13 protein-coding genes are annotated in these 12,888 nt (G+C 50.7%); 1 reads left to right on the forward strand and 12 read right to left on the reverse strand.

Features of this window, described 5'->3' with window-relative positions:
* Positions 1-14 precede the first annotated feature (14 nt).
* The 8 genes from EDC32_RS06925 to recA form a co-directional block, all read right to left on the reverse strand.
* Positions 15-812, reverse strand: coding sequence for a TIGR00282 family metallophosphoesterase (locus EDC32_RS06925; RefSeq protein ID WP_022737613.1), 798 nt, complete (start codon positions 810-812; stop codon positions 15-17).
* Positions 813-867: 55 nt separating this feature from the next.
* The gene (rny, locus tag EDC32_RS06930) at positions 868-2,412 is read right to left on the reverse strand and encodes a ribonuclease Y (RefSeq protein ID WP_022737612.1); all 1,545 of its coding nucleotides are present in this window, start codon (positions 2,410-2,412) and stop codon (positions 868-870) included.
* A gap of 212 nt (positions 2,413-2,624) precedes the next feature.
* Positions 2,625-3,299, reverse strand: a complete 675-nt coding sequence (locus tag EDC32_RS06935; protein WP_022737611.1) for an ATPase — start codon at positions 3,297-3,299, stop codon at positions 2,625-2,627.
* A 1-nt stretch (position 3,300) separates the two neighbouring features.
* Positions 3,301-3,546: a hypothetical protein gene (locus tag EDC32_RS06940; RefSeq protein WP_022737610.1), complete on the reverse strand. Its 246-nt coding sequence runs from the start codon at positions 3,544-3,546 to the stop codon at positions 3,301-3,303.
* A gap of 4 nt (positions 3,547-3,550) precedes the next feature.
* Positions 3,551-4,999 (reverse strand): AAA family ATPase, encoded by a 1,449-nt coding sequence (locus tag EDC32_RS06945; RefSeq protein ID WP_132220796.1) that lies wholly within the window; start codon positions 4,997-4,999, stop codon positions 3,551-3,553.
* Positions 4,996-5,976 carry a metallophosphoesterase family protein gene (locus EDC32_RS06950; RefSeq protein ID WP_132220798.1) on the reverse strand — a complete coding sequence of 327 codons (981 nt, stop codon included), beginning with the start codon at positions 5,974-5,976 and terminating at the stop codon, positions 4,996-4,998. The genes EDC32_RS06945 and EDC32_RS06950 overlap by 4 nt, the downstream gene beginning before the upstream one ends.
* Complete coding sequence (locus EDC32_RS06955) at positions 5,976-6,629, reverse strand: RecX family transcriptional regulator (RefSeq protein WP_132220800.1); 654 nt, start codon at positions 6,627-6,629, stop codon at positions 5,976-5,978. The genes EDC32_RS06950 and EDC32_RS06955 overlap by 1 nt, the downstream gene beginning before the upstream one ends.
* 18 nt (positions 6,630-6,647) lie before the next feature.
* A complete protein-coding gene (gene recA / locus EDC32_RS06960) occupies positions 6,648-7,733 on the reverse strand; it encodes a recombinase RecA (RefSeq protein WP_132220802.1) in 1,086 nt (361 codons plus the stop codon).
* Between the two features lie 185 nt (positions 7,734-7,918).
* Here recA and EDC32_RS06965 point away from each other — a divergent pair, with 185 nt between their 5' ends.
* Entirely contained in the window at positions 7,919-8,206 is a 288-nt protein-coding gene (locus EDC32_RS06965) for a metal-sulfur cluster assembly factor (protein WP_375163200.1), read from the forward strand.
* A 43-nt stretch (positions 8,207-8,249) separates the two neighbouring features.
* On the opposite strand, the gene EDC32_RS06970 is transcribed toward EDC32_RS06965, so the two are convergent.
* From EDC32_RS06970 to EDC32_RS06985, 4 genes are all read right to left on the reverse strand, one after another.
* The gene (locus EDC32_RS06970) at positions 8,250-9,833 is read right to left on the reverse strand and encodes a DEAD/DEAH box helicase (protein WP_132220804.1); all 1,584 of its coding nucleotides are present in this window, start codon (positions 9,831-9,833) and stop codon (positions 8,250-8,252) included.
* Positions 9,830-11,083, reverse strand: a complete 1,254-nt coding sequence (locus EDC32_RS06975) for a competence/damage-inducible protein A (protein ID WP_132220806.1) — start codon at positions 11,081-11,083, stop codon at positions 9,830-9,832. The genes EDC32_RS06970 and EDC32_RS06975 overlap by 4 nt, the downstream gene beginning before the upstream one ends.
* 44 nt (positions 11,084-11,127) lie before the next feature.
* Positions 11,128-11,712: a CDP-diacylglycerol--glycerol-3-phosphate 3-phosphatidyltransferase gene (gene pgsA, locus EDC32_RS06980; protein WP_022737602.1), complete on the reverse strand. Its 585-nt coding sequence runs from the start codon at positions 11,710-11,712 to the stop codon at positions 11,128-11,130.
* A gap of 243 nt (positions 11,713-11,955) precedes the next feature.
* Complete coding sequence (locus EDC32_RS06985) at positions 11,956-12,834, reverse strand: RodZ domain-containing protein (RefSeq protein ID WP_132220808.1); 879 nt, start codon at positions 12,832-12,834, stop codon at positions 11,956-11,958.
* Between the last annotated feature and the right edge of the window lie 54 nt (positions 12,835-12,888).

The following is a 12,888-nucleotide window of genomic DNA, read 5'->3' on the forward strand; positions in this document are numbered from 1 at the left end:
AAATTTATTTATAATCAACCGATAAGAGGCATATCATCATCTATCCGAATCCGTTTAATTTTTTTCGCTTTCTTTGTTTCTTTATCAAAGTCAAATAATACGGCATTAAATTGCGTTCTGCCCTTCGCCACTTCAAAGCGCACAGGTAGTTGCGTGACAAATCGTTTGATTACCGCTGTTCTTTCCATCCCGATCACGCTGTCGTATGGGCCCACCATGCCCACATCTGTCAAATATCCCGTCCCTTTGGGCAGAATCTTTTCATCCGCTGTCTGTACATGGGTGTGCGTGCCAACCACCGCTGACACTCTGCCATCGACATACCAGGCAAATGCCTGTTTTTCAGACGTTGTCTCCGCGTGAAAATCGATCAGGATATAAGTATTGTGAGAAAGTTGTTGCAACAGGCGGTCGGCGGTGCGGAACGGGCAATCAAGCGCCGATTCCATATACGCTCTTCCCATCAAGTTGATCACCGCCAGCTTCCCCCCTTTTGTAGACAAGACAGTCATGCCTTTTCCAGGGGTGCCTTTCGGAAAGTTCGCTGGTCGGATCAAATGGGCTTCCTCATCGATAAAGTCAAAGACTTCCCCTTGCCCCCAAGCATGGTTTCCCAGTGTGACACAGTCGATCCCGGCATCGAGCCATTCGCGCACAATCGCGCGTTGAATGCCACGTCCGTTGGCGGCCGCGTTTTCACCGTTAACCACAATCGCATCAGGTGAGTACATTTGCTTCAGTTTTGGTAAATATGTCTTTAGTGTTTGGCGACCAATGTTGCCCACTACATCGCCGATCATTAATACTCTCATATATGGTTTGAGCCTCCAAACTCTTTGTAAAAAATAAAGCGGCCCAAAGGCCACTTTATTTCGCGTACTCAACCGATCTTGTTTCCCGGATGACCGTTACTTTGATATGGCCGGGATAGTCCAGTTGGTTTTCGATTTGCTTCGTGATTTCACGGGCCAACCGCGTCGCTTCTGCGTCATCCACTTCGTCCGGCTTCACTATGATCCGCACTTCCCGTCCAGCTTGAATGGCATATGATTTCTCCACACCATCAAAAGACTCGCAGATTTCCTCCAGCTTTTCCAAACGTTTGATGTACGCTTCCAGCGTTTCTCTCCGCGCCCCCGGTCTGGCTGCGGACAACGCATCTGCCGCCCTAACCAGAACCGCAATCACGCTGGTCGCTTCACAGTCCCCGTGGTGGGAAGCGATGCTGTTGATAACAATGGGATGCTCATTGTATTTCTTAGCCAATTCTACACCGATATCCACGTGCGACCCTTCGATTTCATGGTCGATCGCTTTACCAATATCATGCAACAGCCCTGCTCGTTTAGCCAAGTGAATATCTTCACCCAGCTCAGCCGCCAACAATCCCGCCAGATGGGCTACCTCCATCGAATGCTTCAGCACATTCTGTCCGTAACTTGTTCGGAATTTCAATCGGCCGATAATCTTAATCAAATCTGGATGCAAACCGTGCACACCCGTTTCAAATGTGGCTTGCTCCCCGTATTCGCGGATGCGCTCGTCCACATCACGGCGTGACTTTTCCACCATCTCTTCGATTCGCGCCGGATGAATGCGTCCGTCGGCAACCAATTTTTCCAGTGCCACGCGGGCCACTTCACGGCGAATCGGGTCAAACCCTGACAAGATGACGGCTTCCGGCGTATCATCAATGATGAGATCGATCCCGGTCAAAGTTTCCAACGTGCGGATATTGCGCCCTTCCCGACCGATGATTCGTCCTTTCATTTCATCATTTGGCAAGGACACGACGGAGACGGTCGTTTCCGCCACATGATCCGCCGCGCACCGTTGGATCGCCAACGACAAGATCCGGCGAGCCCGTCGATCTCCTTCTTCGATCGCTTGCTGTTCCATCTCTTTGATGATTTGCGCGGTTTCATGACGCATCTCATTCTCTACTTTCGCCAGAATGAGCTGTCTCGCTTCTTCGGTGGTTAATCCAGATATCCGTTCCATTTCTTTTCTCTGTTCCTGGTATAGCTCATCAATCTCTTGTTGGCGTAATCCTATTTCCTTTTCTTTTCCGTTCAGTTCATCTTCACGCTGTTCAATTGCATGTTGCTTGCGTTCTAGCGTCTCTTCTTTTTGATTTAACCGGCGTTCGATTCGTTGCAATTCGTTGCGCTGCTCACGAATCTCTTTTTCCGCTTCACTCCGCAGGCGATGCGCTTCATCCCGCGCTTCAAAAATCTTCTCTTTTTTGAGCGCTTCTGCTTCTTTGTCAGCTTTCTCTATAATCTCGGCAGCTTCCTTCTCGGCGCTTCCGATTCTTGCTTCTGCTGCCGTTTTCCTCATCCAGTATCCCGCACCGAGTCCGACTCCGAGAGAGGCAAACAGCAGAATGATGTCAATCGGTTCAAACACCATCGATCCTTCGCTCACCTCCTCTTTTTCTATTTAGAAAAACAAGACCGATGAACTCGGTCTTCGCTTGTAGTCCGTCGTCATGTCTTGCTATACCAGGTGAAGGCTGGAAAAAACCAGCTAGAACCATTTTCCACTTTACTAACAAACGTTTTCAGTTGGAATCAGGGTGTCTTCGCCCCAAGAGAGGCAAAGACACAAGTCAATTGTATTATTTATGCAATCCCATTGTCAAGGCGACCACTTTGTTCAACAACTGATTTTCCGCCTTGTAAGCGCACAAAATAAGCCGCATCGGCCGATTCCGTCAAATGGATGTTGTGCGTCACCATAATCACTTGCCGTCCAAAGGTCTCCCCGACTGACTTTAGAAACTCAATCATCGGGACGATATAATCTTCACTCACATGCTTACCCGGCTCATCAAGAATAATCGGTCCGCTCAAACGCGGTTTCACTGTTTCGATCAGCGCGATGCGCAAAGCGAGCGAGACGATGTCCACAATGCCCCCACCCCGGGCTTCTTGCGGCCTGTTTTTAATTTCTTGACCATCCCAAGTCGAGACGACATAAAATTCAGCCGTCGGCGTCCCGCCATGGTCCTTCAGTTCAATCTCAAATCGAAACGCCGACCCAAAGACATATTTCAACGCATTGGTAACCAGTGTCTCCAATTGTTGTTTTGCCTGCTCACGGGCGTGTTCCGCCGACAATTGGAACAGCACTCGCACTTTTTCCAGCAAATCGCGCTCATTGAGGCACATTTGCCACCGCTCTTCCGTTTGTTTTAATTGCCCCAAATATAAGTCACGTTCTGACTTGCGCACAATCAACTCGTTTCTCGCACGAGACAACGCTTCTTTCAATTGGGTAAACGAAGACTCGGTCATATCACTTTCTCAGCTCCTGCGGTAAATAGCCCCACGCCTTTTGCAGCTCTTCATTGATCTCTTTTTCCAAGCGCCGGATTTCTTCCTCCAATTGCTCCGGCTCCACTCCCAGTTCACGTACTTCTTTGATGATCTCCTCTTCGTTGCGCATCAGGTTCTCCAGCTTTCCCTCCGCTTTCAAAAGCTCATTTTTCGCTTTTTCTGTTTGCGCCCGCAACAACTCGATGCTTTTTTCAATATCATTCATGGGTCTACCCTCCCAAATATTCGTTAATCAAGTGTTCCATATCATGTTCTTCAATCGGCCGTTTGCACATCGGACAATTGCCCAACCGCTTCATATAGGCAGCCAGCTCCTCGGTCAACCGCTTGATCTCTTCTTTTTTGTCGCGGCAAAACGCCTTGCCGATCTGCACTCGCCTCGACACATCCGACCATTGCTTATACAATTCGACCAAGCGGTTTAACCGCTCCTTCTTCATGGACAAAGCGGGGAGCATCTCTTGCCACACTGCCGGAACCCGCTCGTTGCGTTCAATGATGCGTTTCCATTGATCGCTCTCTTGCTGGATAAGCTTCCATCTCCGTTGCAATTGCACCAGTCTAGCCAAGCGCTCTGCCTGTTTTTGAAGATGTCCGACCGCCTGGTCCGCATCACGGACATGCACCATTGCTTGCAAGCGCTTCTCCAAACGCAGGCGTTCAGCATGATGCTCGTCCCATTTGCGTTTGCTTTCGACATAACGAACCAGACGATCATGACGCAGTTTTAACGAATCCAGCTCCTTTTCCAATCTCGGCAAGGAAGCAGCGGCCTCGATGATGCGGCTCACTTTCTCCTTTTCCAGTCGCAAACGCCCCCATTGCTCATAGGCTCTTGTCAACAAGCGGTATCGAAATTTCTGCGTCTCCAGTTGTTGGACGATTCTCTCCGCTTCGGGCAACTGGCGCAAGCTGGCGATAAATTGCTCCGTTCCCGCTTTGGCCATGCCAAGGAGACCTAACTGCTCTTGAGCCTTGCGCAACCGTTCGCACAGCGCTTTCCGTTCCGTCGCCTTGCTGAAAGCCTCTTCGGCAAGCGACACTTGTTCTTCCAGCTCCGCAATGTTTTCATACGGTTGCAGTTTTTCTTTGATCTCGTCCCGGGATTGCTCGAGCTGTTTGATCTGGGCATTGATCTGCTGACGGTCTGCGCTCGCTTTTTTCAAAGCATAATCGATCAGATGTGCCCCACTGATCCGCCCGATCGTCTTGGCTTTATTCTGATTGGATTCAAACAAAAGAAACGGGCTCTCCAATTGGGTGCCAAAGTGGACATACAATTCTTTTTGATCCAGCTTGATCGGCTCAATGCCATGAGCGTCGACGATTTCTTGAGGTACCATATTGCCGAATCCCTCAAATACCTGTTCTTCTTCGCCTGGCTTTCGCAACAGATAACGATTGACAGAAGTACTGCGCACCCGCACCACTTCCGTTCCGTCAGCAAAGGTTAAGCTGACCCGGCATTCTTTGGCACCGCTCCGGATGTAATCTGAGCCGCGCGGCACATTGAACAGCACCCAACGGATGGCCCGCAAAATGGCGCTTTTCCCACTGTCTGACGCGCCCACAAACACGTTTAACCCATCCGAAAAATCTATCGTCGTATGCTGATGCGACTGGAAGTTCTCGATCACCAACTTCTTAAAGGTGCTCAATGCCCGGCCTCTCCTTTCTCTTGTTCAATGGCGATCCGCCGTTGGGCTTCAAATTTGACTTCTTCGTCAATCCCGTTGAGGCGGGAGATTTCGTCGATGATATCCATTACGTCCACCGCTTGAAAGTCCGTTGCAGAACGGATCTGTTGGACGAAAGAAGCCAGTTGCTCCTGCCGGTACATGTTCTTCTCAATATAGGAACGATCCAGCACCTCTTCTCCGCTTGTGGCCGAACGAAGGGGAATCAGGCTGATTTGAATTGACTCGCCCAGTTCGATCAAGGCGACTTGGGGCATCCGTTTGATTTCCGACGGGTGGTTGTTGATGCGGGCCAGCGCGCCCGGATTGACAATATATTTGCCGGCGCGGTGTTGCAACGGAAATCCTGCATGGTAATGGCCGGTCAATAAAATGTCCACTGCGTCACACCAGACATCTCCCACCATGGTATGCGGTACCCCTTCCGGCAACGCGCGATCCACCAGCATGCCATGCACCATATGAATGCAGTAGGCTGCTTCGCATTCGTTTTCCACATGGTAATCCAAATGAACTTCCCGCTTATCCAAATCATAATGAAAAGGTTGTCCGCTGAGTTGGACGACCAAACCATCTTTCTCCAGCTTGACCTTCTGTCCGTCGCTAATCAGCCGAACCGTGCCAAATGCATCCAGCAATCCCAACATGGTGCGTTCAATCGTGCTTGGATTGTGACCGTAGATATCATGGTTGCCAGCAATGGCATAAATCGGTGCGCGAAACCGACGAAACACTTGGGCAAACTCGCGCACAACGGCCGGAGACAGGTTGGGGCGGTCAAACACATCGCCCCCATGTAACACGAAATCAACCTGTTCCCGTTCAGCGATTTCAATCACTTCCTCAATCTTGCGCCGGATGGTGAGTTGAAAGTCATCCGTTCGGCTGCGCGGAGAGGTTCCCCGGATATGCGTGTCAGTAAAATATAAAATCCGCATCAACCATTCCCCTTTTCAGCTTCATCACGATCGCGAAATTCCCGTAAAATCTCGTACACTAACGATACAGGATAACCTTGCCGTAACAAATACTGCCCCAATCTGCGCTCAATCGTCGGCCAAGGTTCTCCGCATATACGAAGATAGCGCCGTTCGGCAATCTTCATTGCCAGCTGGCGCTGTTCTTCTTCGTCCATCTCTGCAAGCGCCTCATCAATATGAGATGAAGCCACTCCTTTTTTGGTCAATTCCTGACGCAAACGAAGCGTACCGTATCCTTTGTGCCGATGCCGTTCAGCTACCCAGCTCTTGGCGTACTGGCGATCATCCAGGAAGCCCTGCGCTTCCATCTCCTTGATCGCCTGTTCACCCAAAGCCGCCTCATACCCCTTCTCTTTGAGATGTTGCTTCACTTCGTATACCGTGCGCGGTTTGTAAGAGAGATACCGCATCACGGCCTGCTTCACCTTGTTGTACTCTTCCGCTTGCAACAACTCTTCCAATTGGGACGGCTCCATTTCCATCCCTTTGTACAGATGAAATTTGACCAACACATCTTCGTGGACAAAACATACTTCCGTCCCATCCACGAAGATACGGTAACGCTTCGCCTGCTTGGAACACTTCTCAATTCGGGTGATGTAATTGGTCACTTGTGGTCACCCTTCAGCTCACGCCTCAAGAGAAGGAGCGGTCTCCTCTTTTTCTTTCGACTTGCGGCCGCGCTTCTCTTCCTTGGCCGGCTCTGCCGGTTTCTCTTCAACTCGTGTCAGGGGCAGATCGTAGTGCGCACGAATCCGATTTTCAATCTTCACTGAGATTTCTGGGTGATCCTTGAGGAACTGCTTGGCGTTTTCACGGCCCTGTCCGAGGCGATCCCCCTCGAAGGAATACCATGCTCCGCTCTTATTGACAATGTCCAGTTCAGCCGCGATATCAAGGACGCTTCCCTCTTTGGAAATCCCCTCGCCGAACATGATGTCTACTTCCGCTTGCTTAAACGGAGGTGCGACCTTGTTTTTAACTACTTTGATTTTGGTTCGGTTACCGACCATGTCCGCTCCTTGTTTGATCGTCTCTTGGCGGCGCACTTCCAAGCGAACGCTGGAATAGAATTTCAGAGCCCGTCCACCCGGAGTCGTCTCTGGATTGCCGAACATGATACCCACTTTTTCACGAATTTGGTTGATGAAGATGGCGATGGTTTTGGACTTGTTGATCGCTCCCGAAAGCTTGCGCAACGCTTGGGACATCAAACGGGCTTGCAAACCGACATGAGAGTCACCCATCTCCCCTTCGATTTCCGCTTTCGGCACCAATGCCGCTACAGAGTCGATAATGATAATGTCCACGGCTCCACTACGCACCAACGCTTCGGCGATCTCCAACGCTTGTTCCCCCGTGTCTGGTTGGGACAACAACAATTCGTTGATGTTAACACCCAATTTTTGCGCATATACAGGGTCCAACGCGTGTTCCGCATCAATGAAAGCCGCAGTCCCTCCTGCGCGTTGCACTTCCGCAATCGCATGCAAAGCGACAGTGGTCTTACCGGAAGACTCAGGTCCATACACTTCGATAATCCGACCCCGTGGATATCCGCCGACACCCAGAGCAATATCCAGAGCCAGCGCCCCACTGGAAATCGTCTCCACTTGCGGGGTGGTTTCTTCCCCCATCCGCATGATTGAGCCTTTGCCAAATTGCTTTTCTATTTGTCTAAGTGCCATTTCTAACGCCTGACGACGATCTGACATGCACAGTTCCTCCTCTTTCCGCTTAATCACATATACCCATCATAACCTGTTTTAATCCATCTGCCAAGATCATTAGCGAACATTTATTCGTTTTTTTTGCAGGTGTCGGCAACAGCAAAATGTGGTACATTACAAACAGAAAGGGGGATATTCGATTGGATAAAGAGAAATGCAGAGAGCGCATCATGGAGCAATTGGAAGAAGTAAACGACCCCGAGCTGAACATCGATATCGTCAACCTCGGCCTCGTCTATGGAGTGGATATCGACGATGATGGACGCGTTCAAGTGACAATGACCTTGACAGCCATGGGATGCCCGCTCGCCGGCACGATTGAGCAACAAGTGCGCGACGCCGTTCAAAAGGTGGATGGGGTGACAGATGTGCAAGTGGATATCGTCTGGAACCCGCCATGGGACAAAAGTCGCATGTCCCGCTTGGCCAAAATCGCGCTCGGCATTCATGATGGTTGAAATAAAAAAGACCGCCCACACATTGCGTCGGGCGGTCTTTACTTTATCCTTTATTGCGCGGTCTTGCCGGTTCCATGTTAACACGGGCCCCGTTGATTTTGGATTGGCGCAACGCTTCATAAACGAATGGCGCCACATCCTCCGGCACTTCTACAAAAGAGAAGCGGTCATAAATGTTGATCTTACCTACTTGCCGCAAGCCAATCCCTGCATGTTCAGCGATCGCTTTGGCCAACTCTTGCGGATTCAGGCTGGCATTGCGTCCAACATTGATGAAGAAACGCACCATCCCGGGCGAAGCACCCGTTTCCCCAAAGTGATAGGTTGCATCGATATTCTTGACGAACCGCTCCGAGAAAGCCAGGTACATGGCCGCAGCAGCCACTTTCTCCGCAGAAAGCTTCTCATTCATCTGTTCGATCATTTCTTCAAACAACGAGAGATCCGCATCTGATTTCACAATCTCTTCGATTTGGCCCATCCAGCTTTGTTGTTGCTTTGCGGCCACTTCTTCCAAGCTGGGCAACTCCCGCGCCCGCAGTTTAACGCCTGTCTCCTGTTCAATGGTGCGCAATTGTTTCATTTCACGCGGTGTGACAAGCGTCAGAGCAAACCCTTTGCGACCCGCACGCCCCGTCCGTCCGATGCGGTGCACATAGCTCTCCACATCTTGCGGGATGTCGAAATTGATCACATGGGAAACGCTGCCCACATCGATGCCGCGAGCGGCTACGTCGGTCGCAACCAACAATTCAACTTCTCCCTGGCGGAACGCATTCATCACACGGTCACGCTGTTGCTGTGCCAAATCCCCATGCAATCCCCCTGCGAGGTACCCTCTAGCCTGGAGCGCATCAGTCAGTTCATCGACTCCTTTTTTGGTACGGCAGAACACAATGGACAAATCGACTTCCTCACTGTCCAAAATCCGGCACAACGCATCGATCTTATGGTTTTCCAACACGCGATAGTATACTTGCTTGATGACCGGAACCGTCACTTCTCCGCGATTCACGGTGATATACTTAGGTTTGCGCATATATTTTTGTGCCAATTGCCGGATGGTTGTCGGCATCGTCGCCGAGAAGAGCAACAATTGCCGTTGCTTGGGCAGGTATTGGAACACCGCTTCGATGTCGTCGATGAAGCCCATGTCCAACATTTCATCGGCTTCATCCAACACCATGATCTCTACACTGGAAGTGTCAATCGTTCCGCGACGCAGATGGTCGAGCAAACGGCCGGGGGTGCCGATAACCACATGAACCCCTTGCTGCAACGCTTTAATCTGTCTGCCAATCGCTTGGCCACCGTAAATCGGCAACGTCTTCACCCGCTTGGGCCGGCCGATCCGGCGCATTTCTTCAGAGACTTGGATCGCCAATTCGCGGGTCGGTGCCAATATCATCGCTTGCACCGCTTGATGGCTGGTGTCAATCCGTTCCAACACCGGAATCCCGAATGCCGCAGTCTTTCCGGTACCGGTTTGGGCTTGCCCGATCACATCTTCCCCGCGCAACACCGCAGGAATGCACTCCGCTTGGATCGGGGAGGCTTCCTCAAAGCCAATATCTTGAATGCCTTTTAAAATTTCTTTGCTTAACGCAAATTGGTCAAAACGACTCATCGTGTTGTTTCACCTTTCTTTAAGCATTGCTGAAGAATGAAGCAAGCTTGTTTGGCTGCTTGCAATTGAATTCGCCTGCGTGAGCCCCTGAGTTGCAACCGATAGACGCGAACCGGTTTGGACGCTTCCTTTAACCCGATGAAAACGAGCCCCACCGGCTTCCCTTCAACCTCATCGGGTCCGGCGACACCTGTCACACTGAGCGCAAAATCGGTAGCAAACTGCTCCCGCACCCGCTCAGCCAAGGCCTCTGCCGTGTGGGAACTGACCGTTCCATGCCGCTCCAAGATCTCTTCAGGCACGCCGACCACTTGTTCCTTGCTAAACGCGGAATAAGAAACAATGCCCCCCATAAACGCCTGACTGCTCCCCTTCATGGATGTAAGCAGTTGGGACAACATCCCTCCCGTGCAACTCTCGGCGACCGCCACGGTTTTCCCTTGTTGAATCAAAGAGCGCATGACCACTTCTTCCAGCGGTTCCTCACGCTCACTGTAGCAGTAATCTCCTGTTCTCTTCAGCACTTCTGTTTTTATTGGCGCGATCAACTCCCGCGCTGCCGGCTCGGTAGCTGCCCGGGCAGTTAACCGCAAAGTCACGCCTGCTTCTTTCGCATATGTAGCGATGATGGGATTGTCATTAGCTTCAATCAAGTCTTTGCAAGTCTCCTCAAGGAGCGACTCGCCAATCCCAAAAAAGGACAATGCCTCGGACACCAACGCTTGCCCACTGGCAAAGGTGTCCAAGATATACGGACGAACTTGTTGCTCAAACATGGGGATCAATTCACGCGGTGGACCCGGCAGAAGCACATAAGTCACGCCGTCTTTGGAAACAGCCAATCCAGGCGCTGTCCCATGCGCATTGTGAAACACAACGCCATCTTCAAAAACATGGGCCTGCTTGTAATTATTGGATGGAATGCTTCGCGAACGCCCTTGAAACCACTCTTCCAACGCAGCCACTACAGCAGGGTCCCGCACCAATGGAATCCCCAAAAAAACCGAAAGCGTTTCCTTTGTCAAATCATCAAGCGTGGGGCCGAGTCCGCCACACAGGAAAACCAATTGAGAGCGCTTATGCGCCTGCTCAATAACTTCCATCAACCGCGCTTGATCATCACCAACAGAAGTGTGAAAAACCACTTCCACTCCAAGGGAAAAACACTCGCGCGAGAGATAGGCGGAATGTGTGTCCACCGTTTCACCCAACAACAGCTCCGAACCGACCGTAATCACTTCCGCGCGCATGCCATCGTTCCTCTCTAACGTAACTTCCTTCCAATGCATTTGGGTTACTGCAAATGGGTCATCGAGACGATCTTTCTGTTTTTGTAGAAATAATCAAGTCCGGAAATCACCGTCACGATCACCGCAAGCCATGTAACAATTTCTGAGAATGGAAAAGCGATCGAAGAAAACGGAACATTGTTCAGCATCAACGCCACAATGGCGACGATCTGAGTGATCGTTTTCAGCTTCCCCAACGGACTAGCCGCGATGACCACCCCTTCAGCCACCGCAATCATCCTCAGACCTGTGATGGCAAATTCGCGACTGATGATAACAATCGCAATCCACGCTTCCAGGCGTTGCATTTCGACAAGTGAAATCAATGCCGCCGTAATCAATAACTTATCGGCCAAAGGGTCCAAAAATTTACCCAATGTGGTCACCATTTTGTTTTTGCGGGCCAGATACCCATCCAGCCCGTCGGTGACGGCAGCCAAAATGAAAATGAAGGTGGCAATAATCTCACTCACGGTTAGGGTAACGCTTCCTACCTGGACGTAGCCCATATTAAAGCGAACCAACAAAAAAAGCATCACGACTGGTACTAAGAAGATACGGGCCAGCGTAATCTTGTTGGCTAGGTTCACCTTAACCAACCTCCCTGGCTATGACAGATTCACTCAGATAGTAATGTAATTTATAGCACCATCTTAAACCAAGAACCATCTTTTTGGTCAGATGGGAAATAACTGAATAAGCGGGCCCGTCAGCACCCTGGTCAGCACACACTCTCAAGCCAAAGCTTTCCTAGTGTAATTCTTTCGTAAGTATAAACCAACCGGCTGGGCGGTGTCAAAAAAGAGCAGGGATTCCCCTGCCCTATTCCATGCTTATTCTTGTGCGGCCGAGTCTTCCCCGGTTGCGTTGGCCATACGCACTTGGTAAAGTGACACTTCTTTTTGCGTTGAGGTGTCGATCAACACTCCGTTGGCAAACAACGCCACTTGATTGGGGTTATCTAAGCGCACGGACAACCACTTGTCGTCGTTGAACGTCATCGTCTGGTTTGCCTCCAGCCGCTTGTCGAACAGTTCTTTTCCTTTCGGGCCGCCAGCGCGTACACGGATATCCGTCGGTTTTTTGGCCGTGATTTTGACCACCACCTGATCCGCGTTTTCAACTTGATAAACATCGCCAAACTCATAACTGTCCGAGGTTTGGACCAGCATCACACGGGGGCGCTCCTTATTTATCACGGACTCATCGCCAGGCTTCGCCTCTGAGTCAGCGGATACAACTTTCACTTCTTGGCCTCCGCTGACCACTGTCCAAGTAACCACCGCCCCGATGGCGAGCACGGCGATCACCGCAGCCGTCACCCAGACGACTTTATTTTGAGACAGACGGTTCCACCACTCATTGATTAAAGCCGCTCGGCCGGCATCATCCTTTGCCCGTTTGGATCGCTCTTTTCTACTTAACGAGGCAGCGGGAACGGCACTGCCAACAGTGGCCACTGTCTCCATGGAGGATTGTTGTTCCTCCCATTTTTTGTAGTGGCTCAATAAAGGATTAGGGGCCACATTTAAAACACGGGCGTACGTACGGATATATCCTCTTACATAAACCGGATCCGGCAACTTCGAAAATTCGGCGCTTTCAAGCGCTTCTATATAGTGCGGCTCAATTTGGGTTAACTCCGCCACATCCGACACGCTTAGTTGTTGGTTTTCCCTAGTTGTTCTCAATTGTGTAAAAGGGTTAGGCATTTCACCTATGTACCTCCTATAGGGATGATTGAACAGAATTAACTCCTACAGTAT

It is taken from the genome of Laceyella sacchari, assembly GCF_004343255.1.
Lineage (GTDB): Bacteria > Bacillota > Bacilli > Thermoactinomycetales > Thermoactinomycetaceae > Laceyella > Laceyella sacchari.